This is a genomic window from Pseudomonas sp. BN417 (genome assembly GCF_029871205.1).
In the GTDB taxonomy this organism is placed as follows: Bacteria; Pseudomonadota; Gammaproteobacteria; order Pseudomonadales; family Pseudomonadaceae; genus Metapseudomonas.
Window position 1 is genome coordinate 38,605 of sequence record NZ_SSOJ01000151.1, and the last position, 24,505, is coordinate 63,109.

17 protein-coding genes and 3 pseudogenes are annotated in these 24,505 nt (G+C 64.6%); 10 read left to right on the forward strand and 10 right to left on the reverse strand.

The window, feature by feature from the left end; all coding sequences use genetic code 11:
• Positions 1-208: 208 nt before the first annotated feature.
• The 9 genes from E8F11_RS23630 to E8F11_RS23670 all read left to right on the forward strand — a co-directional run bounded on the left by E8F11_RS23630 (position 209) and on the right by E8F11_RS23670 (position 12,062).
• Positions 209-3,106 (forward strand): AAA family ATPase, encoded by a 2,898-nt coding sequence (locus tag E8F11_RS23630; RefSeq protein ID WP_280291336.1) that lies wholly within the window; start codon positions 209-211, stop codon positions 3,104-3,106.
• A 111-nt stretch (positions 3,107-3,217) separates the two neighbouring features.
• Positions 3,218-3,433 carry a hypothetical protein gene (locus tag E8F11_RS23635; protein WP_280291338.1) on the forward strand — a complete coding sequence of 72 codons (216 nt, stop codon included), beginning with the start codon at positions 3,218-3,220 and terminating at the stop codon, positions 3,431-3,433.
• A gap of 117 nt (positions 3,434-3,550) precedes the next feature.
• Complete coding sequence (locus E8F11_RS23640; protein WP_280291412.1) at positions 3,551-5,065, forward strand: TolC family protein; 1,515 nt, start codon at positions 3,551-3,553, stop codon at positions 5,063-5,065.
• A gap of 29 nt (positions 5,066-5,094) precedes the next feature.
• Positions 5,095-6,213 (forward strand): efflux RND transporter periplasmic adaptor subunit, encoded by a 1,119-nt coding sequence (locus E8F11_RS23645; protein ID WP_280291340.1) that lies wholly within the window; start codon positions 5,095-5,097, stop codon positions 6,211-6,213.
• The gene (locus E8F11_RS23650) at positions 6,210-9,305 is read left to right on the forward strand and encodes an efflux RND transporter permease subunit (RefSeq protein ID WP_280291341.1); all 3,096 of its coding nucleotides are present in this window, start codon (positions 6,210-6,212) and stop codon (positions 9,303-9,305) included. Before E8F11_RS23645 ends, E8F11_RS23650 begins: the two co-directional genes overlap by 4 nt.
• Before the next feature lie 290 nt (positions 9,306-9,595).
• On the forward strand, positions 9,596-10,516 hold the full coding sequence (locus E8F11_RS23655) for a hypothetical protein (protein WP_280291342.1): 921 nt from the start codon (positions 9,596-9,598) through the stop codon (positions 10,514-10,516).
• A 159-nt stretch (positions 10,517-10,675) separates the two neighbouring features.
• Complete coding sequence (locus E8F11_RS23660; protein WP_280291343.1) at positions 10,676-11,131, forward strand: Hsp20/alpha crystallin family protein; 456 nt, start codon at positions 10,676-10,678, stop codon at positions 11,129-11,131.
• Between the two features lie 28 nt (positions 11,132-11,159).
• Positions 11,160-11,531 (forward strand): Hsp20/alpha crystallin family protein, encoded by a 372-nt coding sequence (locus tag E8F11_RS23665; RefSeq protein ID WP_280291344.1) that lies wholly within the window; start codon positions 11,160-11,162, stop codon positions 11,529-11,531.
• A 27-nt stretch (positions 11,532-11,558) separates the two neighbouring features.
• Entirely contained in the window at positions 11,559-12,062 is a 504-nt protein-coding gene (locus tag E8F11_RS23670) for an Hsp20/alpha crystallin family protein (RefSeq protein ID WP_280291347.1), read from the forward strand.
• 604 nt (positions 12,063-12,666) lie between these two features.
• Here E8F11_RS23670 and E8F11_RS23675 read toward each other — a convergent pair.
• From E8F11_RS23675 to hemA, 6 genes and pseudogenes are all read right to left on the reverse strand, one after another.
• A pseudogene (locus tag E8F11_RS23675) lies at positions 12,667-13,593 on the reverse strand (LysR family transcriptional regulator).
• Between the two features lie 22 nt (positions 13,594-13,615).
• A complete protein-coding gene (locus tag E8F11_RS23680; protein ID WP_280291348.1) occupies positions 13,616-14,815 on the reverse strand; it encodes an MFS transporter in 1,200 nt (399 codons plus the stop codon).
• An 87-nt stretch (positions 14,816-14,902) separates the two neighbouring features.
• Complete coding sequence (asnB, locus tag E8F11_RS23685) at positions 14,903-16,756, reverse strand: asparagine synthase (glutamine-hydrolyzing) (protein ID WP_280291349.1); 1,854 nt, start codon at positions 16,754-16,756, stop codon at positions 14,903-14,905.
• A 23-nt stretch (positions 16,757-16,779) separates the two neighbouring features.
• Complete coding sequence (locus tag E8F11_RS23690) at positions 16,780-17,850, reverse strand: Gfo/Idh/MocA family oxidoreductase (protein ID WP_280291350.1); 1,071 nt, start codon at positions 17,848-17,850, stop codon at positions 16,780-16,782.
• Complete coding sequence (locus E8F11_RS23695; protein ID WP_280291351.1) at positions 17,847-18,350, reverse strand: GNAT family N-acetyltransferase; 504 nt, start codon at positions 18,348-18,350, stop codon at positions 17,847-17,849. The genes E8F11_RS23690 and E8F11_RS23695 overlap by 4 nt, the downstream gene beginning before the upstream one ends.
• A gap of 1 nt (position 18,351) precedes the next feature.
• Positions 18,352-19,582, reverse strand: a pseudogene (gene hemA / locus E8F11_RS23700) (5-aminolevulinate synthase).
• 156 nt (positions 19,583-19,738) lie between these two features.
• Here hemA and E8F11_RS23710 point away from each other — a divergent pair.
• A complete protein-coding gene (locus E8F11_RS23710) occupies positions 19,739-20,593 on the forward strand; it encodes a helix-turn-helix transcriptional regulator (RefSeq protein WP_280291353.1) in 855 nt (284 codons plus the stop codon).
• A 14-nt stretch (positions 20,594-20,607) separates the two neighbouring features.
• Here E8F11_RS23710 and E8F11_RS23715 read toward each other — a convergent pair.
• The 4 genes and pseudogenes from E8F11_RS23715 to parA all read right to left on the reverse strand — a co-directional run bounded on the left by E8F11_RS23715 (position 20,608) and on the right by parA (position 24,307).
• Positions 20,608-22,556 (reverse strand): annotated as a pseudogene (locus tag E8F11_RS23715) (relaxase/mobilization nuclease and DUF3363 domain-containing protein).
• 349 nt (positions 22,557-22,905) lie between these two features.
• Positions 22,906-23,433 (reverse strand): conjugative transfer signal peptidase TraF, encoded by a 528-nt coding sequence (gene traF / locus E8F11_RS23720; RefSeq protein ID WP_280291354.1) that lies wholly within the window; start codon positions 23,431-23,433, stop codon positions 22,906-22,908.
• On the reverse strand, positions 23,430-23,672 hold the full coding sequence (locus E8F11_RS23725) for a hypothetical protein (RefSeq protein ID WP_280291355.1): 243 nt from the start codon (positions 23,670-23,672) through the stop codon (positions 23,430-23,432). Before E8F11_RS23725 ends, traF begins: the two co-directional genes overlap by 4 nt.
• Positions 23,669-24,307 carry a ParA family partition ATPase gene (gene parA, locus E8F11_RS23730; RefSeq protein WP_280291356.1) on the reverse strand — a complete coding sequence of 213 codons (639 nt, stop codon included), beginning with the start codon at positions 24,305-24,307 and terminating at the stop codon, positions 23,669-23,671. The genes E8F11_RS23725 and parA overlap by 4 nt, the downstream gene beginning before the upstream one ends.
• Positions 24,308-24,505: the final 198 nt, after the last annotated feature.

Genomic DNA, 24,505 nt, shown 5'->3' on the forward strand with positions numbered 1-24,505 from the left:
CATTCCCCCGCCAGGGCGAGGCCGCGCAGGCTCTGCCTAAAACGGTCCGATGACAGATGTCGTGCGCGATTGCCCACCTGCCGCTTGGCAGGTTTCCGACCGGCGAGGCTTGGCTTGCGTATCGATAAGCGTTGTTATCGGAGCAACGGAGCAGGTCCCAGCTGCCGAGGCACAACGGTGTTTTTGTCTTAGATTTCAGGAATCAAGCGTGGCGCGTCCGCAGCTCCAACCGAGTCCAGTCCAGATCCGCTTCGTCGACTTCGAACTCGACGAGGCCAACGCCTGTTTATTGCGCCATGGAAAGGCCGTGGCGCTGGCGCCCACACCCTTCATGCTGCTGTGTGTGCTTGCCCGCCAGCCGGGCTCCCTGTTGAGCAAGGATGCCTTGCTTGATGCGGTGTGGGGCCACCGGCATGTCAGCGATTCGGTGCTGAAGACCGCCATCAGCGAACTGCGCACAGCGCTGGGTGACGATCCCAAACAGCCTCGCTTCATCGAGACCGTGTCGCGGCGCGGCTATCGCTTCATCGCCGCGCTGTCGCCTGGCGCTACGTTGCTGCCTGAACCCACTGTGGCTCCGGTGGCCGGCGGGCAGCCGTCGCCACCATTCGTCGGTCGCGCCGATGCGGTCGCAAGGCTGCAACGGGAGTGGGAGCGGGCGTACGGCGGCCAGCGCGCAGTGGTCTGGCTCGCTGGCGAACCGGGGATTGGCAAGACCACGTTGATTGAGCATTTCGTCTCCGGCCTTGGCGGCGTCGCCTGCGCGCGCGGCCATTGCGTTGAGCACTACGGCGCCGGCGAGCCCTACCTGCCGGTGCTGGAGGCGCTGGCCGATCTGTGCCGCAGTGACCCCGCGCTGCCAGCGCTGCTGCGCACAGTCGCACCGACCTGGCTGCTGCAACTGCCGTGGCTGAGCACTGCCGAGGAGCGAGACGGATTGCGACGCGAGCTTGCCGGCGTTGGTCCGGAACGCATGCTGCGGGAAATGGGCGAACTGCTGGACCGCTACACGGAGCAGCGGCCGCTGTTGCTGGTGACCGAAGACCTGCACTGGAGCGATCGGGCGACTGTTCAGCTCATCGATTACATCGCGCGGCGACGTGGCCGCGCACGGCTGATGTGGCTGGCAAGCTTCCGCGTCGCCGAGGTGGTGGCGCTCGATCATCCGCTCAGTTCATTGCGCCACGAACTGCGCCTGCAACGGCTGTGCGAGGAAGTGGTGCTCGATCCCTTCTCGGAGATCGAGGTCGCCGACTATGTCGCGCAGCGTTCGGCCTCGCTGGCGCGCGATGAAGCCTTCGTGCGTGCCCTGCACGAACGCACCGACGGTGTGCCGCTGTTCGTGTCGTCCGTCATCAGTGAAGTCATGGACCAAGCGGGCGACGACGTCACCATCGAGGCTCGACTGGCGAATCTGGCGGTCCCCGAGAATCTGGCGGCCATCATCGATCACTACATTGCCAAACTTGGGCAGGAGCAGCGTGCGCTGCTCTCGGCAGCAGCGGTGTGCGGTGCAGAGTTCCGTGTTGAGACGGTTTCGCTGGTCCTCGAGAGCGACCTCGCTTCGCTGTCCCACGCCTGTGAGGAGCTGGTGCGCGAGCAGGTGTGGCTCATGCGGTCGCGCGCTGGCGAAGGTGAAGAGGCGGAGGAGCTGCCCTACTCGTTTCGGCATGCGCTCTTCCGTCAGGTGCTGTACGACCGCACACCGCGCTCATTGCGCACCCACCTGCATCGCCAGGTAGGCGCTGCCCTCGAACACGAGCGAACTGCCGGGGTGCCGGTTGCTGCCTCGGAACTGGCGATGCACTTCGACCGGGCCCGGCAGCCAATGATTGCGCTGCGCTACTACGCCGAGGCAGCGGAAACCGCGCTGCTGCACTTCAGCCCGGCGTCGTGCGTCGGTCTCACCGAGCGTGCGTTGGTCCTGCTGCAGCAGGCCCCAGAGGGGCCGGAGCGCGATGCACTGGAGATCACCCTGGCTACGCTGCAGGGCGTGTCGGCCTTCCATACGCTCGGTGTCGGCAGCGAGGCCAGGAATGCATTTGAACGCGCATACACGCTGCTGGCGAACGCTCCCGAACATCCGATGCGCGGTCGCCTGCTGCACGGGTTTGGCTATCTGCTGGGGCTGCGCGGTGACTATGGGCTGGCGTTGGCAGTGGCGGAGCGCGCCGAAGCCCTTTCGTTCGAGGCGAACGATCCAGCGCTCTCACTGGTCGCGTGCATCGTGCAGGGCGAGGTGCATCACCTCCAGGGGCGAACGCAGACGACCCGCAGCTGGCTGGAGCGCGCGCTCGCGCTCGCCGAGCCGCTCGATATAGGGGCGAACGAGATTTTCGCGACCGATCCCCAGGTCATGCTGCACGGCATGCTGGCCATCGAGCTGGTGCGTTCCGGCCTGCTCGAGCAGGGCCGTGCCCATATGCAGCGGGCGCGGACTCGTGCGCAGGCGCTGTGCCAGCCCATGACGAGGATGGTCGCCGCCTGGCAGGAAGTGTTGATCGAGGTGCGGATGGGCAACCACGCGCGCGTGGCAGCGTTGGCCGACGAGATGCAGGTGCTGGTCGATGAGTATTCGCTGGCACTGGGGCGTACGGCTTGCCGCTGGTGGCGTGGCTGGGCCGACGCACGCAACGGCGCGCCGCGCGACGGCTACCGCTGCATCCGCGAGGCCTACGAGGAACACACTGGGCTCGGTATGCGCTCTGGTGCCAGCGAGGTACTCGGCTACGCCACCGAGACCCTGCTGTTGGCCGGTGATTTCGACGGTGCGATGGCCGAGTTGCAGGAGGCATTGAGGGTAGGGGAGGAACTGGGCGAGCGCGTGTACCTGCCTCAGCTGTTGCTGCTGGAGGCCGCAATCGCGCGGGAACAGGGCCGACCCGATGCCGGCGCCAATGCGGTGCGGCGCGCGGTCGAGGAGGCGCGCGCCCAGGAGGCACCGTGGCTGGAGCTGCGCGCTCTGGTCGAGCTGTGCGAACACCACGACGCCGTGCCCGCTGAGCGGCAGGTGCTGGCGGCGCTGCTCGGCCAACTGCCCGAAACTCAAGGCACTGAGCTGGCGCAGCGCGCGTGCACGCTGCTGCGGGCTGAAAGGTCGGATTGAAACGATGAGGGCGCCCCCTTCATGACGACCGAAGTCTGACCTTTCGCTTACGACTCGACCCGGGGGGGCGGCTTACGCTGTCGTCGAACTTCCTTGATCCCCAGGTCCGCAATGACCCTCAAACCTGAATGCAAGTACCCGAGCCGCCGCTCGTTTGTGGTGAAGCTGCGTAGCGACGCCACTCCGGGGTGCCTCATGGGACGCCTCGAAAACCTCGTCACCGGGCGTCAGCGCGAGTTTTCGTCCGACGAAGAACTGCTGGTATCGATTGCCGCCGACCTCGTGTCGGCGGCTTGCGAGGGCGCAGCGGATGTGGCCGGCGAGTGACGTCTCACACCTCAATGAACCCTCCATATGGCGACCGAACTGCGACGCTTCGCTGACAACTTTGCGCGCACCGGGCCCTACGCTGCTGCAACCTCGAATCTGCACGAGTCCAATCCGATGCCGCGACTTCCAACTCACTATCCGTTGATCCGCTACGCCGGGCGGACGCCCCTGCAACATGCCGAACGCCTGGTCGGCGTCTTCGTCGGCGCGGCGCTGGCCGCTTCTATCGCCCTGGCCTTGACCGGCTGCTCCACGGAGGTCGCCAAGCCGTCTGTGGAGTTGCCGGCCAAGTTTGCCGCAAGCACGGCCTCGCAGATGGAGCCTGAAGCCGCATGGTGGGAGGCTTTCAACGACCCGGTGCTGACGGACCTGGTGCGACGCGCGATGCGCGAGAACCGTGACATCAAGATCGCCGCCGAGCGCGTGCGCGCCGCTCGCGCGGGTGAAACGATCAGCCGTTCCTGGCTGTTCCCGAGTGTCGGCCTGTCTGCCTTCGGTACTGACCGCAGCACGGGCTACGACACCGCCAAGAAGAAGGGCTATCCAGACGCCGAGGCTGTCGGCGCGGGCCTGGACGTCTCCTGGGAGCTTGACCTGAGCGGACGCCTGCGCGCTGGCGCGGCCGCAGCGGACGCCGAGGCGCTGGCTGCGGAGCACGGCGTACGCGGCGTGCGCCTGCTGGTGATGAGCGACGTCGCCAGCAACTACTTCACGCTGGTCGGTGCGCAGCGGCAGGTCGATACCCTGCGTGCCATGTCGGCGATGCAGGACGAGACGCTGCGCCTGGTCACCGCGCGCCATCGTGTCGGGCTGGCGACCGAATTCGACGTCGAGCGCGCGCAGACCGATGCCGAATCTGCACGCGCGCAGATTCCGCCCATGGAAACCGTAGCGGCTGTGGCACGCCATCGCATCGCGGTGCTGATTGGTGACCAGGCCTTCAATGCCGGCTCCATCGTGACTTCCCGTGACGATCAGGTTGTGCCCCAGGCGCGGCCGGGCCAGCCTGCCGAGTTGCTGCAGCGCAGGCCCGACGTGCTGGCACTGATGGCGCAGCTCGACGCGGCCAATGCGCGCCGCCAACAGGCCGCCGCCGAGTGGTTCCCGCGGCTGTTCCTCGGTGCCTCCTTCGGGCGCCAGAACCTGGAGCTGAATGGCCTGGATCTCGGAGCCGCGCGATTCACCAACGTCGCCGGCCTACTGGCGATGCCGATCTTCAACGCCGGGCGCACGCGCGCGATCAACGAGGTCGCCGAGAGCGGCCAGCGCGAAGCGCTGCTGCATGCCGAAGACGGCATCGCACGTGCGCTCGAGGACGTGGAGAACGCGCTGATCAGTCTTTCCCATGAGCGCCGCCGCTCGCAGTCGCTGCAGTTGGCGGCCGCCGCTGCGGACTCCGCGTTGGACCATTCGCAGTCGCTTTACAACCGTGGGCAGATCGACCTGCTGCCGTTGTTGGACGCACACCGTGCGCGCCTCACGTCGCGCCTCTCCGCTAACGAAAGCAAGACGCGGCTGCTGCTCGACAGCGTGCAGCTCTACAAGTCGCTGGGCGGGGGCTGGCAGGTGTTCGATGAAACTGCCCACCCCACTGCGACCACCGATACCGAGCATCCGCCCCTTTCCTGAGAACCTGTCGTCTTCAAAGAGGAATCGCCTTGAAGAACTCCAATACTGCGGCTTGCGCCCTTGCCGTAGCCTTCTTGCTGTCCGCGTGTAGCCCGGACCAGCCGACTGTGCAGGCGCTACGACCGGTACGGGTCGTTGAAATCAGCTACGACAATGCCCGTGAAATCAATCGCTACGTGGGCACCGTGCAATCACGGCATCAAGTCGACCAGGCCTTCCGCGTGGGCGGCAAGGTAGTCCAGCGTAAGGTCGACGTAGGTCAGACCGTGCGCGAAGGCGACGTGCTGGCAGTACTCGATGACAGCGATTACCGCCTCGCCGAGGAAGCCTCGCGGCAGCAGTGGGCAGCTGCCGTCGAGCAGGCGCGCCAGGCCGAGTCGGACCGTCAGCGCCTGACCGCGCTGAAGACTGACGGCTCGGTCAGTGCGGCCGACGATGAGCGCGCGCACACGACTGCGCAGACTACCGTTGCGACCGCCGAGGCGGAGGCACGAAAGCTCGAGCTTGCGCGCAACCGGCTCAAGTACACCGTGCTGCGTGCCTCGCGCAGCGGCGTCGTTACGTCCGTGCGCTTCGAGGTGGGGCAGGTCGTGGCGGAGGGTCAACCGGTTGTCTCGATTGCGAATCCAGGCGAGCCGGAAATCGTCGTCGATGTGCCCGAGGATCATCTGTCCGCCTTCAAGGCGGCGCAATTCAAGGCAACGCTGGCCAGTGCGCCGAACGAGGCCTTCGATGTCGCACTGCGTGAGCTCTCTCCGCAAGCGGCGGCGCAAACGCGCACCTATCGCGCGCGGCTGAAGCCTGTGAGTGCGCGGTCGCTGCCGCTGGGTGCCACCGCCACCCTGGTCGCGGAGCGTGAGATGGCAGGGGTTCCGGTGGCGGCGGTGCCGGCCACGGCGCTGACGCAAGACCGCGGCCAGCCGGCGTTGTGGGTGGTCAAGTCCGAGGACTTGAAGCCTGTGGGCACCGTCAGGCTGGAGCCTGTGGCGGTTATGGGGTATCGCAATGACGAGGTGCTTGTCTCCGGGGTTTCTCCCCGAGCGCTGGTCATTACCGCCGGGGTGCAGAAAATGGCGCCTGGGCTGAGGGTCGCGTTACCGGGTTTCGGGGACGCTAAAACCAATCCCCAGCAGCAGGCCGCACGATGAGCAACTTCAACCTTACCGATTGGGCGTTGCGCAATCGCGCCATCGTCCTGTTCATGCTCATCCTCGTCGCGGTAGCCGGCGCCTTCAGCTTTACCAGGCTTGGTCAGCTCGAGGACCCGAACTTCTCCGTGCCCTCGATGACGGCCATCGTCATCTGGCCGGGCGCCACCGCCCAGCAGTTGCAGGACCAGGTCCTCAACCGCATGGAGAAGAAGTTCGAGCAGATCGACAACTTCGAGAAGGTGGTCACCTACGCGCGGCAAGGCTATGCGGGCATGACGCTCACCGTGCGCGGCGGCACCTCCAAGCCCGACCAGTTGGAGGCCTGGTACCAGGCGCGCAAGAAGCTCAACGACCTGAGCCTCGAGCTGCCCGACGGCGTGATCGGCCCGATCGTCAACGACGAGTACGGCGACGTGTACGGCCTGATGTACGCCGTCAAGGGCGACGGCATCGGCCAGGCCGACCTGTCCGATGCGGCCGAGGACATCAAGCGCCGCATGCTGAAGGTGTCGATGGTCAAAAAGATCGATGTCATCGGCAAGCAAGCTGAGCGTATCTATGTCGAGTTCTCCCACGAGCGCCTGGCTGCGCTGGGCATCACCCCGCTGGCCATTGCCGAGAGCCTCAAGAGCCAGAACGTCATGCTGCCCGCGGGGCAGATCGACACCCGCAACGACCGCGTCATGGTGCGCGTAAGCGGCCAGTTCGACAGCGAAGACGCCATCCGCAATGTGCCCATCTCCGCAGGCGGCCGGTTGATCAAACTCGGCGACATCGCGACCGTCACGCGCGGTTTCGAAGACCCGCCGACCTACACTGTGCGCCACAACGGTCAGCCGGTGCTGATGCTCGGCATCACCATGACCGGCGACGGCAATATCGTGGACCTTGGCCAGGCGATGGATCAGGCAGTCGCCAAGATCCAGTTGGAACTGCCATACGGTGTGGAGCTGGAACTCGTGGCCGACCAGCCCACCACGGTGAAAGACGCGATCCATGACTTTGTCCACGCGCTGGCCGAAGCGCTGATCATCGTGATTGTGGTCAGCCTGGTCAGCCTGGGCTGGCGCGCTGGCCTGGTGGTCGCGACTACGGTGCCGCTGGTGCTGGGCGGCGTGGCATTGGTGATGTTGGCGATGGGCTGGAATCTCGAGCGCATCTCGCTCGGCTCGCTGATCATCGCGCTGGGCCTGCTGGTGGACGACGCGATCATCGCCATCGAGATGATGGTGGCGAAGATGGAAACCGGCTGGGACCGCGTGCGGGCGGCGGCCTTCTCCTACTCGGCTACCGCCATGCCGCGCCTGACCGGCGCGCTGATTACCGTCGTGGGCTTCCTGCCGATCGGCCTCTCGCAGTCCACCACTGGCGAATACGCGGGTGGCATCTTCTGGATTGTCGGCGCCGCCGTACTGTTCTCGTGGATCTGCTCCGGCATTTTCACGCCCTACCTCGCGGTCAAGATGCTGCCCAACGACCTGGGCAAGCACCAGCATGGTGCTGATCCGTACGACTCGAAGTTCTACCGCCGGCTACGCGGCCTGATCGACGCCGCCATCGAGCGCCGCTGGGTAGTGATCGGTGCGACATTTGGCGCGCTGGCGCTGGCTCTGGCCTGCATGAAACTGGTGCCGCAGCAGTTCTTCCCCAACAGCTCGCGACCCGAGTTGGTTATCGACCTGCGTGTCAAGGAGGGTGCCTCGTTCGCCGCGACCACCGAGCAGGTCAAGCGCATGGAGGAGCTCCTGGCAAAGGACGAGGACGTGCGTTTCTTCACCGCCTACACCGGCGCTGGCGCACCGCGCTTCTATCTCTCGCTCAACCCCGAGCTGCCGAATCCGGGCTATGCCCAGTTCGTCGTGATGACCAAGGACCTGGAGGCGCGCGAGCGAGTCCGTGGGCGGCTGATGACCCTGGCCGACCAGCAGTTCCCGCAGGCGTGGTTGCGCGTGACCCGCCTGGAGCTGGGGCCGCCCGTCGGCTACCCGGTGCAATTCCGCGTCGTCGGTCCCGACACCCAGGTGGTGCGCCAGATTGCCCGCGAGGTGGAGGCGGTGGTCGCGTCCAGCCCGAAGGTGCGCGACGTTCAACTGGACTGGAACGACCCGGTGCGCACGCTGAAGGTGGAGCTGGACCAGGACAAGGCGAGCGCGCTGGGCCTCACACCGGCTGACGTATCGCTGGTGACCCAGTCCGTGATGAACGGCGCGACCTTGTCGCAGCTGCGCGAGGACGAGGAGCTGATCGACATCGTGGCCCGTGCCGTGCCTGAGGAGCGCCTGAGCCTCGACACACTGAAGGACATCAACCTCTACACCCGCCAGGGCACCGTGGTGCCGCTGTCGCAGGTGGCGCAGGTGCGCAACGAGCTGGAAGAGCCGGTGCTGTGGCGCCGTAACCGCGACATGGCGATTACCGTGCGCGCCGACGTGAAGGATGGCGAGCAGGGTGTGTCGGTGACGCAGGAGATCCTGCCGCTGCTGAAGGACATCGAGGCGAAGCTGCCCTCGGGCTATCGCATCGACGTGGGCGGAGCGGTGGAGGAGAGTGACAAGGCCAACCAGGCGCTGTTGGCGGTGGCCCCGCTGATGCTGGTCACCATTCTGTTGCTGCTGATGCTGCAGCTGAAGGACTTCTCCCGCATGTGGATGGTGGTGCTGACCGCGCCGCTGGGCCTGATCGGCGTGGTGCCGGCGCTGCTGGTGTTCCAGTCGCCGCTGGGCTTCGTCGCGATCCTGGGCATCATCGCCCTCGGCGGCATGATCATGCGCAACTCGGTGATCCTGATCGACCAGGTGCAGATCGAGATCTCGCAGGGCCGCGACCCGTGGAATGCGGTGCTGGATGCCGCCATTCACCGGGCTCGCCCGGTGATGCTGACGGCACTGGCCACTGTGCTGGCGATGATCCCGCTGACCCGCAGCGTGTTCTGGGGGCCGATGGCCATCGCGATCATGGGCGGCCTCACCGTGGCGACACTGCTGACGATCTTCTTCGTTCCGGCGCTGTATGCCGCATGGTTCAAAGTGCGCCGTCATGCGGCTGCTGGTGACCAGCAGGTGACGGCCGATGCCGCGCTCAGTTCCTGAGTGACGTGCGCGGTGGTTTAGCGCTTAGTCCTCAGCAACGAAGGTTGATCGTACTCGATCAGCCTTCGTCGAATCGGGAAGCCACGCCAGGCTTAACGACACCGTGAGGCTCCCGCTGAGGACAGGCGAGAAGCTGCGTGATAAATCGAGCAGCATCTCGCGAGACTTCAGCCATAGCTCAACTTGGAGCGCCACTCTTTCCAACCCCCAGCTGTCGCCAGTATTGACGACAGCTGATTAGCACGGCGCGCTTCTGGACTAGCGCCGCCATTCATGGAACTCCCAATATCATGCTGAAAACCTTCGGGATTGCCCTTGTCGCCTTACTTGCCGCTGTTGCTGTTGCGCTGTGGACCCTGCTTGGCCGGTTCGAACCCTCCATCAAATCCGCCATCGAGACCGAGGGGGCCCTGGCTACGCAGACGCAGGTGCTCGTGGGTAGCGTGGAACTCTCGCCCTTCACTGGCGTGGGAGCGCTCGATGGGCTTACCGTGGGCAACCCCACTGGATTCTCTTCGCCCTACGCCCTAGTGGTGGACCGTATCGCCCTGCAGGTGGAACGCGGCTCGCTTCTCGGTGGCGGCCCAATCATTGTCGATTCCGCCACCGTCATCGCCCCGCAGATTACTTACACGGCGAAAAGTCCCACCGCCATTAGCAACCTGGAGACCATCAAGAACAAGGCACAGGCCTATTCCGTCACACCGGTCGCCATCCGGGCCGGCAGCAATGCACGTAAGCTCATCATTCGGGAACTCACTGTGATGGGCGGCTCGATTTCACTTGATATTCCCCTGCCCGGAGGCCCGATAACGGTGCGGCTGCCGCCGCTGCATCTCGCCAACATCGGCGCGACCACGGACGGCGCAGCCCCGTCCGCCATCATCCGCGCCCTGTGCGAGGCGCTCGCGGACGAAGCCAAGAAGGCGGTCACCGCTACCATCGCCCACAAGGTCAAATCCGTTGTCGACATGATCAAGCCGCCCGCACGTGGGTTGCCAAAGTCCATGCCGTCCCCTCCATCCCCTCCGCCACTGCCTTCCACACTGCCCCAGCTGTCCCCGCCGACTCAGTCGACTCTGTCGTCCCCGCCGACCCAGCTGGACCTGCCCCCCGTGCCGACTCTGCCGTCCCCGCCGAACCTGCCGCCCCTGCCAACCCTGCCAGTCCATCCCGGCGTGAAGGACTTGCCGCCTCCGCCGGGCTTTTAGGGCATGTCCGGGCCTGGGAATAACGTCATTCCATGTTCGTCTAAGTTGGGACTTGAAAGTCGCGATATCGCTTACATATTTCTCGTCGTCAGGGGCAGGAGCTGGGAATTTCCTGGCTCCTGTTTAAGATCATGTCCGTCAGCCTGAAGGAGGTTTGTCATGTACGAGTCCCTTCTTAATCTGTCGAGCGATCCTGTCGCCGAGTTCGAGCGGCTGCAGCGCGAACTGCAACAAGTCCTGGGGCCAGGTCTAGGACGTCCGGGCAGCATTCGCGCGCTGGCCAGTGGTGCTTTCCCGGCAATCAATGTGGGAAGCACGCCGTCCAGCATGGAAATCTATGCCTTCGTTCCCGGTGTTGATCCGAGCAGCCTTGATCTGCAGATCCATCGAGGTCTGCTATCGATATCCGGCGAGCGCCAGCCGGTGCGGATCGCGGAGGAGGGCAACTGCTCCGTGTACGCCAACGAGCGTTACGCCGGACGCTTCAAGCGTACAGTGAGCCTCAACGATGAGGTCGATACCGACAAGGTCGAGGCTCGCTACTGCGACGGCGTGCTGCGCATCTCGCTACCACGGCGGGAGACTTCGCAGCCCAGGCGCATAGCCATTCAATAGCAGCATCGGTTCAGCAGGAGGAATCACCATGAACGACAAGCAAGCGGTCGTGCGCGGCGAGACTGAAATCCAAACGCTGCTGCCGCGTGTCGATGTATTCGAAGATGACAATGGAATCCAATTGTTTGCGGACCTTCCGGGCGTGCCCAAGGAGCGTCTTGTGGTCAATGTGGAAGGTGACACGCTGTTGCTGGAAGGGGAAATCATGCCGGAGATGTCCGAACACCTGGAGGCCGTCTACGCAGAGGTCCAGCTTTCGCGGTTTCGGCGAGCCTTCACCTTGAGCTCCGAGTTGGATACGACACAGATCGACGCTGAGCTACGGGACGGTGTGCTGAATTTGCGTGTTCCCAAGCATGCGCATGCCCAGCCGCGCAAGATCGTCGTGAAAAGCGAGTAGGGCCTGGAGTGTGCGGAGGTCGATCCCATGGACAAGCTAGCTGAAATCAAGCATGGCCTGGAGGAAACTTGGCATTCGCTGGGCGAGGGCTGGCGTCAGCTTCGCGATCGAGCCAGTGAGGCCCTGACGCGATTTACGCCCATTAACCGGAGCAGGAACTCGCTGAAAGATTCCGCCTTGCCACCGCCACTTGCCTCGAACTGGGGATTGCTGGCCGGCGATCTCTACGAGGATGGCGAACAGATCGTTGTCCGCCTGGAGGTGCCAGGAATGCTGAAGGAAGATCTGGATCTTGAGGTGCGGGGAGATGCTCTGATCATCCGCGGTGAAAAGCGGATTGAGCAGGAACAGGGCAATGGGCTCTATCGTGTCCGCCAGTGCACCTTCGGCAGTTTCCGGCGCAGCTTCCAGCTTCCAACGCCGGTCATTGCCGAAAAGGCCAGAGCCAGATGCAGCAACGGCGTGCTGCGTGTCGAACTGCCCAAAGAAGAGCGCGTGCGTGGCCGCCGCATCGAGGTGCGCTCGGGCTAAACTGCGGGCCTTCCTGCCGGTTACAGGAAAGGCAAATTACCTCGCCACCAAGGCAGCCCGCCCGCGACAAGCTCGCGGGCGGGTAATTCTTCAACCTAGGAAGAAAAAGGGGCCAGAGTTCACCGCATCAGATGACGGCAGCGTGATGAGGCAGTGGCGGTGGACGAATATACGGTCAAATCCGGTGCTTTGGGAGATGTCGATCTACACCAGATCTTGGCTAGTTCGCGAGGAAGCTCAGGATGCTTGCCCAAGAGGCGAATCAGGACAGTAGCCTAATCGTTGGGCTTGGAACGGTTCTGTTCCCAGTTTTTCAGGGTCGTTGACTTGGCGTGAATGGCTTGGGCAAAGACACTCTGCGAGATCTGCAGAGTTTTCCGCCGTGCGACGATCTCTGCGCCTGTAGCGGGTTCGAATTGCCCGTACTCGACCTAGCGGGGCGCACGGTCCGATTGCGTTCATGTGCTGCGGTCAGGTCGTCGATGCCTTCGATCAGTTCGGAAAAGATAACTCGTTTGGTCATGGGGGCTCTCACCTTAACTTCGTGTTCGAGAAGTATCTCTGGGTGTCTGCTCAGATCTGCTTCTCTCGATGCCATTGATCGTCATGCAATCTCTTCTGCTTGCGAGTGGTCGGTTAGCCGCGTCAGGTTCTCTCCTGGACTTACCCGGTAGATAAACCTGGTCAAATGCTCGGCCGGGTCACTTTCGCGCCTTACCAAATAGGTGGTTAGCATTGCAGGGCGGCCGGCCAGGGGCCGGGCTACCACGCCGGGGTTGTTGAGTTCGGTGATCCGCGCCAGGCTGGAAAAGCCCAGCCCATATCCGGCAGCCACCAGCGCCATCATCAGGTCCAGCGTCGGCACGCGGTCGGCGATGGTCAGCCGCGTGTCCACGGTGCCCAACACTTGCTGCAGCTGTTGCCAGAACCCTTCGCAGACCTGGGGATCGCAGAGTACCAGCGGATAGCGGACCACCTCGTCGAGCGGCACGTGGCGGTAGGTCAACAAGGGATGGCGGGCAGGTATCGCCACCACCAGAGGGTCGAACCAGACTGGTTCGGCCATCAGACCCTCGCCGACCTCCGCCGATTGAGCCAAGCCGATATCGAACAGGTCGTCGTTAAGCCCTCTGACCTGCTAGGTCAAGGTGACTTCCGACAGGCAGATCTCGACCTCTGGCTCCTCCTCGCGGCACTGGGCGAGGAGGGCGGCCAAACGTGACTGCGGGATGCCATCGGACAGCGCTACGCGAATGCGCCCGCGGTATCCAGCCGCGGCGCTCTTGACACTGGCCTTCGCCTGGTCGACCACCGCTAGCACCCGGTGTGCCTCTTCCAGCAATACCTTGCCGGCCCAGGTAAGGCGCGTGCGTCGCGTCGTCCGCTCGAATAGCTGTACGCCCAATCGATACTCCAGTTCCTTGATTATCCTGGAGAGGGGCGACTGTTCGATATGGAGACGCGCGGCCGCACGCGCAAAGTGCAGTTCCTCTGCGACGGCGATGAAACAGCGAAGGTGGCGCAGTTCCACGGCCCTTCCTCCCTTGGGTGATTCAGTTGTAGGGCTCGGCCTGCACATCGCAAGTCCAGCTGCGCTGGCGACGCAGATTGACGATCTGCAGCATGGCGCCCAGGGAGGCCACGGCGCCCGCTGAGGCGGCCAGGGTCCAGGTAGGCATCTGCAACAGCAGTACGAAACCGCCGGCTGCGGCGCCGATCGCGCTGCCCAGGTAGAGCGCCGATTCGTTCAGCGCGATGGCCAGGTTGCCGTCGCCTTGTGCCTGGCGCGCCAAGATCAGCTCATTGTTCTGCGGCACCTGCAAGGCCCAACCAACGGCGCCCCAGACGGCGATGGGCAACATGACCAGCCAGGTTCCGAGCGCGGCTGCCAGCGGCAGCGCGAGCAGCGAAACGGAGAGGATCAGCATGATGGCGAAGGTCAGGACCGGCCCCTTGATACGGTCCACCATCGGGCCGACCAGGAAGCTGCCCAGCACGCCGCCGATGCCCCAGACCCACAGGTAGGGGGTGACCGAGCGCACCGCGCCATAGACCGGATCAGCCAGCAGCGGGGCGATGAAGGTGTACATGCCGAGGCTGGCGATGGCGGCCAGCAAGGACACCAGCAGGATCACCAGCACATGGCCGTCGCCGAGGATCGCCAGTTTCTGGCCCAGTGTCGTGGCGGTGGCCGCCGGCAGTGCCGGGAGCTTCAGCAGCAGGCCAAGGAAGGCCACCAGGCCGAGCAGGGTGACCAGCCACAGGGCCGCTTGCCAGCCCATCTGCTCGGCGACCAGCAGGCTGAGCGGCACGCCCAGCACCACGCCGCTGGCCATGCCGCCCATGATGATCGCGATGGCCTTGCCGCGGCGCTCCGGGGTGGACACCGCGGCCGAGGCGCCGATGCCCATGGCCAGGTAGACGCCGGCGCCGATGCCGGCAACGGCACGCCAGACCATCAGTGTGGTGAAGTCCTGGGCCAGCGCGCTGGCGGCGTTGGCGATGACGAAAAGGCCCAGCGCCAGCAGCAGGCCGGTGCGCTGGCGATGTGCCGGGGTAAGGGCGACGAAGATCGGCGAGCCCAGGCCGTAGGCCAGGGTGAAGGCCGTCACCAGTTGGGCGGCCACCGCGACGGATACCGCGAATGATGCCTCGATCATCGGGATCAGCCCGGCGGTGACGTAGGAGGCCATGCCGAGGGCGAAGGCCCCCAGCGCTATGAGGTAGATGGGGGATTGGTTGGATGTGTGCATGCTAAGGCTCGCTTGTGCTCCAGCGGAGCGCGTTGAGGGGACGACAGAAGGATGCGGCCCCGAGCCGGAGCCGCATCCGATTGAGGATTAGAGTTCGAGGCTGACGTCGTACTCGTTCAGCCAGGTGTTGAGACCGACCGCCAGTTCCATGCCCATGCGCTCATACATGGGCGAGACGCTGCCGAGCGGCTTGTCCAGGGTCTGCCGGATCCGGCCGCTGTCGAGCAGCGGTGTGACCGGCGCATTGCGATCTGCCTGGATGGCGGCCAGGGCGTCACGCAGGGCTTGCTCGTAGGCCGGGTCCTGGGTCGAGGGGTAAGGGCTCTTGACCCGCTCGCTGATCGACGCCGGCAGCAGGTCGCGGGTCGCGGCGCGCAGGATGCTTTTCTCCCGCCCGTCGAAGGCCTTCATCGCCCAAGGGATGTTGAAGGCGTACTCCACCAGGCGGTGGTCGCAGAATGGCACCCGCACCTCGAGGCCGACGGCCATGCTCATTCGGTCCTTGCGATCCAGCAGGGTCTGCACGAAGCGTGTCAGGTTGACGTAGCTCATCTGCCGCATGCGCTGGTCAACCGTGCTTTCGCCTGGCAGTACAGGTGCCTCGGCGATGGCCTGGCTGTAGCTGTCGCGTAGGAAACTCTGCATGTCCAACTGGGCCAGCAGGCCCGGGTCGAACAGGGTCTTGCCGTCGAAGTACTTGCCGGTCACCGAAGTCAGCCAGGGGAAGGTGTCGGCCTGGATTGCCTCTGGGTCGTGGAACCAGCGGTAGCCACCAAACACCTCGTCCGCACTCTCGCCGGACAAGGCCACCGTCGAGTGCTTGCGAACCTCCTGGAACAGGCGGTAGAGCGACGGCCACATGTCGCCCCAGAATGCGGGCGGCAGGTCGAGGGCGCGAACGATCTGCGCGCGAAGTACCGGGTCGGCCAGCTCGTGACTGTCGAGGACGATTTCTTGATGGCTGGAGCGGATCTTCTCCACCAGGTCGCGGACGAAGGGTGCATCCGGCGTGCCGCGCACGGCATCACCGGTGAAGCCGACACCGTGATCGACGAAGTCGACGGAGAAGGAGCGGATGTTCTCCTTGCCGGCGGCCAGCAGTTTCTTCGACGCCAGGGCGGTGATGATCGAGGAGTCGAGGCCACCGGAGAGCAGGCTGCACAGCGGCACGTCTGCGACGATCTGGCGGTCGACGATGTCTTCCAGCAGGTCGCGGGTATGGCGGATGGTCTCGTCGAGCGAGTGAGTGTGCTCGTGGGCCTCCAGCTTCCAGTACTGGCGACGGTGGAGGCCTTGCCGGTTGATTCGCACAATCTCGCCCGGCATCACCTCGTGCATGCCGGCGAAAACGGCATACCCGGGTGTCTTCACCATTTCCAGGATCTCGCGCAGGCCATCGGCGCGCACCTTGCGCGGCACCAGGGGATTGGCGAGTAGTGCCTTGGGCTCGGAGCCGAAGACCACCCCGTCCGCGGTGGGGAAGTAGTACAGCGGCTTGACGCCCATGCGGTCGCGGATCAGCAGCAGTTCCTGCGAGCGCAGGTCCCAGATCGCGAAGGCATACATGCCGTTGAGTCGCTCGACAAAGGATTCGCCCCATTCCACATAGGCTCGCAGCACTACCTCGGTGTCGCTGCGGGTCTTGAACTGGTGCCCGCGCCGCTGTAGTTCGGTACGCAGTTCGCGGAAGTTGTAAACCTCGCCGCTGTAGGTAATGGCAGCGACCTCGCGCAGACCACCGTGCATGGCTGTCATCGGTTGGCGACCACCTTCCAGGTCGATGATCGATAGCCGGCGATGGCCCAGGCCGACCGGTCCGTCGATCCACAGCCCACCAGCGTCCGGCCCACGCAGGGCCATGGTGTCGGTCATGCGCTGCAGGGTGTCGCGTTGTGCTTCCATGTTCTGGCTGTAGGACAGCCATCCAGCGATTCCACACATAGTCTCTCTCCTTGTGAATGGGGTTATCCGAGGCTTTCCAGATCGCTGTCCTCGGCCAGCAGCACGCGCGTCTCGCCATGGACGTAGCACGCCGGTGGTGGGGTTTGGGCGTGGGTGTCGAGCTCGTTGAGCAGGCGTTGCAGGGACATGGCCGTATCGAGGCCAGCGAAGCTCTGGCGCGGCGGTTCCTTCAGCGCTACTGCGCGTACCACCTGCAGGCACAGCCGCGAGAGCTTGTGCAGGGTTTCCAGCCCAGGTATGTCGGGGGTGGTGGTGAACTCGTGCAGCAGTTCCTCGGCGCCGTTGGCTCCGCGTGTCCAGATCCGCAACTGGTCGTGATCCCAGTGCGGTGTGTCGAACACCAGTCGCGCGTTGATTAGCCGGGCGTTTCGGTCAATGAAGCTGAAGTCCACCGTGCGCTGGCGGACGATGTTGACGAAGCTGCTGTAGCCGGTGATCGGCGCTTCCCCCAGGCTGGCGGTGAGTTGCACGGTGTCGAGCACCTCTTCGCCGGAGATCGAGAAGTCCGAGCGCACACCGAGTGCGCCGTGCAGCCTGAGTTGGCCTGCGCGCGGGTAGATCCAGCCGACGAGATCCAGCGCATGGATTACCTCGCTGGTCACGCCACAGGTGGGGCGGTAGTCGTTGATACGGTCTTTGCCCCAATGGAAGTTGGCGCGCACCAGTTGCCAATCGTGCCGCTCGATCCACTCACGCAATTGCCGGGTGGCATCCGAGTAGCGTTCCACCAGATCCAGCGCGAAGCCGCTGACTTGTTCCAGCGCAGTGGCGAGTTCGGACAGGTCGTCCTGCAGAGTGACCAGGGGCTTCTCGCAGATCACGAAGCCCTGGAAGCCGGCTAGCTGCTTGAGCACCGGCGCATGGCTGTGGTCGTTGACGCTGACCACGACTATGTCCGGCGCGAACTCCTCGAGCGCTCGGCAGACGCTGTCGAAGTAGGGCAGTTCGGTAGGCTTCTGCCTGCGTCCGACATAGGCCAGCGTTTGCGGCATACCGGTGCTGGTGGCGATGTGCTCGAACGCGCGACGGTAGCGATTGCCGGCATAGCCCAGGCCGATGATCAGGATCTTCATGCCGAGACCTCCTGACGGAACATCAAGCGCTCGTCGCTGGCTGCGAAGCCTAGGTCTTGGTACAACGTTCCAGCAGCGTCCGTGCTTTGCAGGACCACGGACCTGACGCCGTGGTTGGCGAACCAGCGCAGCAGATGCTGCACCAACTGCCGGGCAATACCCCGATGGCGCCACTGTGGCTCCACCACCACCGACTGCACCCAGCCAGACAAGCCGTTGAGGCAGCCGGGGGCCGGGGCACGCTGGTCGATGATGGCGGTCGCGCAGCCCAGCACCTGGCCGGACTCCTTGTGCTCGGCGGCGACGATCTGCACGCAGTCGCTCTCGCCCAGGCGGCTGCCCAGCCAACTGCGATACGCTGCGCGCCACTGCGCCGTATCCTCCGGGGTTTTGCTGGAGTAGCTGGCCGAGGTACCGTCCAGCAGGTGGGCGCGCAGTTCGACCAGACTGGCCAGGTCAGCCAGCGTTGCCGGGCGCACGATGAGGAAGGACTGATCCATCTCAGGCCACCTCCGTGCTGAATGCCTGGGAGGCCAGGGGGATGGAGAAGTGCTCGAAGGTCTCGCGCAGCGAAACTGCCAGGTGTTCGATCTGTGCGTCGCTGTGGTTTGGCGTGGCATTGACCCGGAAACGCTCGGTACCCACCGGCACCGACGGGTAGTTGATCGGTTGCAGGTACACATCGTGGGTGTGCAGCAGGCGTTCAGCCGCGGCCTTGCATCTCCGTGCCTCGCCCACCAGTACCGGCAACACATGGGTCTGGGAGCACGGCATCACTGGCACGTCATGCTGCTTGAGACGCTCGCGCAGCTTCGCTGTTTGGGTATGCAAGCGGTCACGTTCAGAGCTACTAGCCTTGAGGTGCTCGATGCTGGCCAGGCAGCCCGCGGTGACTGCTGGGGGCAGTGGGGTGGTGAAGATGAAACCGGTGGCAAAGGAGCGCACCGCGTCGACGATCACGTGGGTCGAGGCGATGTAGCCACCGATCACGCCGATGGCCTTGGCCATGGTGCCCTGGATGATGTCTATCTGGTCGGCGAGGCCGAGTTCGGCGGCGATGCCCGCGCCGCGTGGGCCATACATGCCCACGGCATGCACCTCGTCGAGGTAGGTGAGGGCGTTGTAGCGCTTGGCGACCTCGACGATCTCGGCGATGGGGGCGATGTCGCCGTCCATCGAGTAGACCGACTCGAACACCACGATCTTCGGCTGACCCTGCGGGTAGCTGGCGAGGATCTGCTCTAGGTGCTCGACATCGTTATGACGGAAGACCTTGCGTTCGTTCGGTGCCGAGCGGATGCCGTTGACGATGGAGGCGTGGTTCAGTTCTTCGCTGATCACCACGCAGTTGGGGATGCGCCGCAGCAGGCACTGAATGGTGGCGTCGTTGGAGCCGAAGCCGGTGGGAAACCAGCGCCGCTTCCTTGCCGTGCCAATCGGCCAAGCTGGCCTCCAGGCGGGCATACACTTCGTGCGAGCCGCCGATGTTGCGCGAGCCACCGGAGCCTGCGCCGTAAGTTTCCAGCGCCTCGTGCATCCTCTCGCGGACGACAGGGTGTTGGGACATCCCGAGGTAGTCATTGCTGCACCAGACGACCACCGGTTCCTGGTCGCGGCCTTCCAATTTGGCCAGTGGGTATTGGCCGCACATGCGGCTGAGGGTGGTGAAGGTGCGGTACTGGTTGGAGGACTTCAATGTCTCTAGTTGTTCGCGAAGTAGTGCTTGGTACATCCCTTTATCTCCTTAGCAAGGCGATGACACGTCGATATGTGCTTCCTCATCAAGCAAGTGCCTTGGCTCGCGCGTTTGCGGCCAGGCCGGGGTATTCTTCTTGGGATTTATGGGGGTTACAATTTGACTGTTTATACTGTTACTGGAGGTAATCGGATGAGCGTGCCCCGAACACTCGAACGCACCCGGGCAGAGTTGGCCGAATTCCTGCGCAGTCGCCGCGAGCGCATCTCGCCGGAGGAGGTGGGACTACTCGCTGGCAGCCGAAGACGCACGCCAGGGCTGCGTCGAGAGGAGGTCGCCGCTTTGGCGGGGGTGGGCTTGTCCTGGTACACCTGGCTGGAGCAAGGGCGGGAGATCAGCGTGTCCGCGACCTTCCTCGATAATCTCTCCCAGGCACTCAGGTTGGATGCCACCGAGCGTCGTCATCTGTTCCTGCTGGCCCATCAGCGCCTGCCGGCAGAACCTGGACGGACCTGGTGCGTGGTGCCGCCGCTGATCCATCGCCTGATGGCGGATCTCCCGACGCGCCCGGCCTATGTGCTCAACCTGCGTTGGGACGTGCTGGCTTGGAACGCCGCGGCAGACAGGGTCTTCGGCTTCTCCGCGATACCGGCTGACCGTCGCAACCTACTGTGGATGCTATTCACCAGCCCGGCCATGCAAGCGCTGTTTAACCCCTGGGAGGAGCAGGCGCTGCAGATCCTCTCCAGCTTCCGGCGCGACTTCGTACGGGCAACCCAGGATCCGGAAATCGCCGCGCTGGTGAAGGACCTGGCAAAGGCTTCGCCCGACTTCAGGGACTGGTGGCAACAGCAGGACATCCATGGCCCGTGTCAGGGCATTCGCAACCTTTGCATCGAGCCGATTGGCCAGATGGTGTTCGAGCACACCACGCTGACCATCGACGAGGATCGCCACCTGCGCCTGGTCTACTACGCAGCCAAGGAAGGGCGGCCGGAGAGCCGAGCCTTTGAGCAATGGCTGCAACAGGAGCCGGTTCAGGTTTAGGTGGGGAAAGGCATTTAGCCAATCGCCGGTCCGCGCTGACGTCCCAGTTGCCAGGACACGCTGTTGCCCCGGACCACGGCTGAAAGGTTATGTCCAAGCTTGGGCTCGATAACCGGCTTCCAGGGCACCAGCCTGAAGCCCACACCGTCATCGAGCATGGCGAATTGCCCGCTGGCCAGTTGCACGCTGCGCCGGTAGGTCCCGCTGATCCGCTCGCCATCAACCAGGGGGCGATATTGTAGGCGTGTCTGCGCAGTGATCTCGCGCGCTGCCGCCGTCAGCTCGCGTTCTCGCAGGGTCGCCAGCAGGTTGCGCGCGAGCACAACGCGCTGCCCCTGGCGTTCGGCCAGGCCCAATTCCACCAGGAAGTCCGCACGCTGCCTCAGTGCTTCGCGCACCTCTCTCCCGAAGCCCTTATCCACTAGCCCCTGGTTGCCCCCGATCAACTGCTGATCCAGCCAGGTCGCGCCGATGGCACGTGTCTGCCGCTCCACCGAAAGCGACGTGCGCAACTCGACGACGACATCGCCAAGACGGCGGGCGTCATGCTGTCGGCCTCGTTCCGGCAGGTCGGCCGGCACGCGCCAGACGCCCTCATCCAACCGCTCCACGATACCGGCCCGACGCAGGGCTTCCAGACGGCGCACATGGCGTTCGACCAGCGCATCGGGATCGTGTCCGTCGGCGGCCTGCGACCTGGCCAGGGCGAGGTGATGGTCGCTGCGGTAAAGGCCACTCGCCGCCAGCGAGGCAATAGTGCGATCGACGGCCCGAGGCTCGTTCAAACCTCGCGCTTCTACCACGGCGCCGATGGGGTAATCGGCCAGCTCCGCGCGGGTCGGCAGGGCCAGGTAGTGAGCCTTGCCGTCGAGGCCATCCACCACCAGATAGCCGCGGTCGTGCAGTTCATCGGCCAGCCCCTTGGCCGCCACCCGGCCGACCACGGCAGGGCTGCCGCCACCGGGCTCGAAGGCCGCCAGCTCCCGCTGCGTACCTCCCATCGCGCGTTGCAGTGTGCGCACGATATCGCCGCGCTCGCCCATGGCGCGCAAGGTAGCTTCAGAGTCGTCACGTACCACCCATTGCCTTGGCTGATTCTCGCGAGCCAGGCCCAGTCGCTGCAGGTGCTGCAGGCGACCGATCAGCAACTGCCGACGTGGATGGTGGGCGAGGGTCTTCAGTGCAGTACGCCCGCCTCACGTTCGCGCAGCAGAGTGCGGTCCAGGCTGGTCCAGCGTTCCTGTTGCACCTCGCGCTGCAGGCTGCGCTGGATCTCCAGTTCGGTGCGTGGGCCGAGCCACTCGGTAGCCAGTTCCGCAGCGCGATTGCGCATGCCGTCGGCGATGTAGTCGCGAGCAATGACCAGGTCCTTGTCGGTATCGTCCTTGCCACGCAGGACGATGTGCGTGTGCGGGTTGTCGGTGTTCCAGTGATCGACTGCCACCCAATCGAGACGGGTGCCCAGGTCCGCTTCCATCCGAGCCATCAGGTGGCGGGTGTAGCTGCGCAGATCATCTAGCTGCTCGGCGTCCTCGGGCGAGACGATGAATCGGAACTGGTGGCGGTCTTCCCGGCCGCGCGCCTCGAAGGCGGCCACGTCGGCCTGGTCGGTCAGTGGACCATAGGCCTTGCCCGGATCGCCTTCGCGACTTACTCCATCACGCTCGATGTAGCGCAGGTGGCTCATGGTCGAGCGCTTGCCGGCCTGTCGCAGATTCACCAGGCGAGTCTTGATGGTGACCCGACGAGCATTGGGCGACTGCTGATGCCTACTGAAGCGCGCGGCGACATGGCCGCGACCGAGGCGGGCACCGGGTTGCTGGCCAGCCTTCCCCGGCTTGCTGCTGCCGGCCTTATTGGCCTGGCGCAGCACCTGGTTGATGAAGACCTGTCCGCGTTGCTGCGGCTTGCCCGGTTGCGGACGAAAACGCGATTCGTCCTCAGAATGACGTCCCTTGCTCATCTTGAGTCTTCTCCAAGTTGATCGCAGTGCGGCGTGCCAAGCACGCGTTCAGGCCAGTGCCGGTGCGGGTCAAGCGTGAGGCCGGCACCTGGCGACATGGGTGATGTGTCGCCTCGCCCCCCCGTGCAGACTGCTTTCCGGGCCAGCGAAGTGCTGCCCCCTTTTATCTTGCCCTCCGCTTTTTCCCTGCCTTGGCGCTCCTGGAGTAGGTGATCAGGTGAGGCGGATCAGACATCACCCCAGGCCCGGGCCGGAGGGTGAGGGCGGGGTTGCCGGCACAGTGGCGGTGCGCGATTGCGCACGCCGGTAACACGCACTTGGTCGATAGGCCGACATGAAAAAGGTCGGCTCATCGACGCGACTCCAACCACAACGGCTGCGCCCAACCGATCACCGCGCTGGCCGAGACTGGGCCGAAGTAGCGGCTGTCGAAAGACTCCGGGTTGGTGGTGCTGAGCAGGAAGAGTTCATCGCCAGCCAGGTGCCGGCAGGACTGCCAGGTTGGCAGCGCTCGACCCTCTCGATCCCGGTGAAGGCGCTTGGCGACAATCTGGCCGTCGACCAGCACTTGGTCACCCCGTACGCAGACGTTCTGCGGCGGGACGGCCACCACTGTCTTCAGCAGCGGCACATTTGTCGGTAGGTAACCACGCTGCGCAGCGAATGTCATTGCCGCTGGCGGTAGATGTACCAGCACCAGAGCTCCGGCCCCCAACGTCTCCGTCGGAGTGATCAAGTACCAACCGATGGGTACGCTGTCTGAGGCGTTGTAGACGAGCCGTGGTGAAGACGTCGAGAGCGTCGTCCAACTCAGTGCGATCAGGCTGCAGGTGACCAGTGCCAGTGGCCACCGCGCACAGCGATTTCCCAGCGTCATGGCTTGAGCTCCGGGAACTGCCGCTCCAGTAGCTCGCGCAGCATTTCCGCCACTGTCACGCCTTGGCTGAAGGCAGCCAGCTTGATACGCGTGCGCAGTGCCGGAGTGATGTCCAACGTCAGCCGTGCCGTGTGGCGCTCGACCGTACCGTTGTCGATGGAGGCGCCTTGGCGTATCCAGGCCTCGGCGTGCGGGTCGGCCATTGGACGCGCTCCGATACCGATGCGCTTGCCGCTCATGGCGACCACCTCAACAGCTCGTCCACCACGCTGCTGACCTCGCGTGCAGCGGCGCTGTCTGGTGCCAGCTCACGTGCCAGTCGGCCAGCTGCGACGCTCTCCGCGAAGACGATGCGCTGGCGCACCTCGGCCTGCAGGGCGGGCAGTGGCTGGTCGGCCAGGGCACCGCGGGCCTCCCGGCCGATTACCGTGGTGCTGATGCGTCGGTTGATGGCGAATGCTGCGCGCAGGGTTGGTCGAAACACCTGCGCCTCTCGAATCAGGCTGACCATCTCCGCGCTGGCCCACAGGTCATAAGGACTGGGCTGCACTGGGATCAACACACGCTCGGCGGCCAGCAGCGCCGAGCGGGCAAGGGCGGCGATACGTGGAGGACCGTCGATGATCACGTGGTCGGCACGTCGGGCCAGCTCCGGCGCTTCCTGGTGCAGAGTCTCGCGTGCCAGGCCGACAGCGCTGAATAGTCTGGGCAAGCCTTGCTGGCTGCGTCGCTGTGTCCAGTCGAGTGCCGATCCCTGCGGGTCGGCATCGAGCAGGATCACGTTGTGGCCACGCAGGGCCAGTTCGCCGGCGATATGGGTGGCCAGGGTGGTCTTGCCGACCCCGCCTTTCCGGTTGAGCAGGGCGACGATCATGGTCGAATCTCCCCAGCCAAACAGCCCAGATCAACACCTGTCCACAAACGGGCGCTGGCCCAATGACAAGTTAGAGCTTTCAAGTTAGTAAAGTTAAGGGGGGCTGGAGCGCCCGCCAGACGTGGCCTGCAGGGGCGTCCATGCGCCTGATAGCACGAGGGTCGTACTCCCGATAGCACGTGCCAGGTTGCGCCTGAT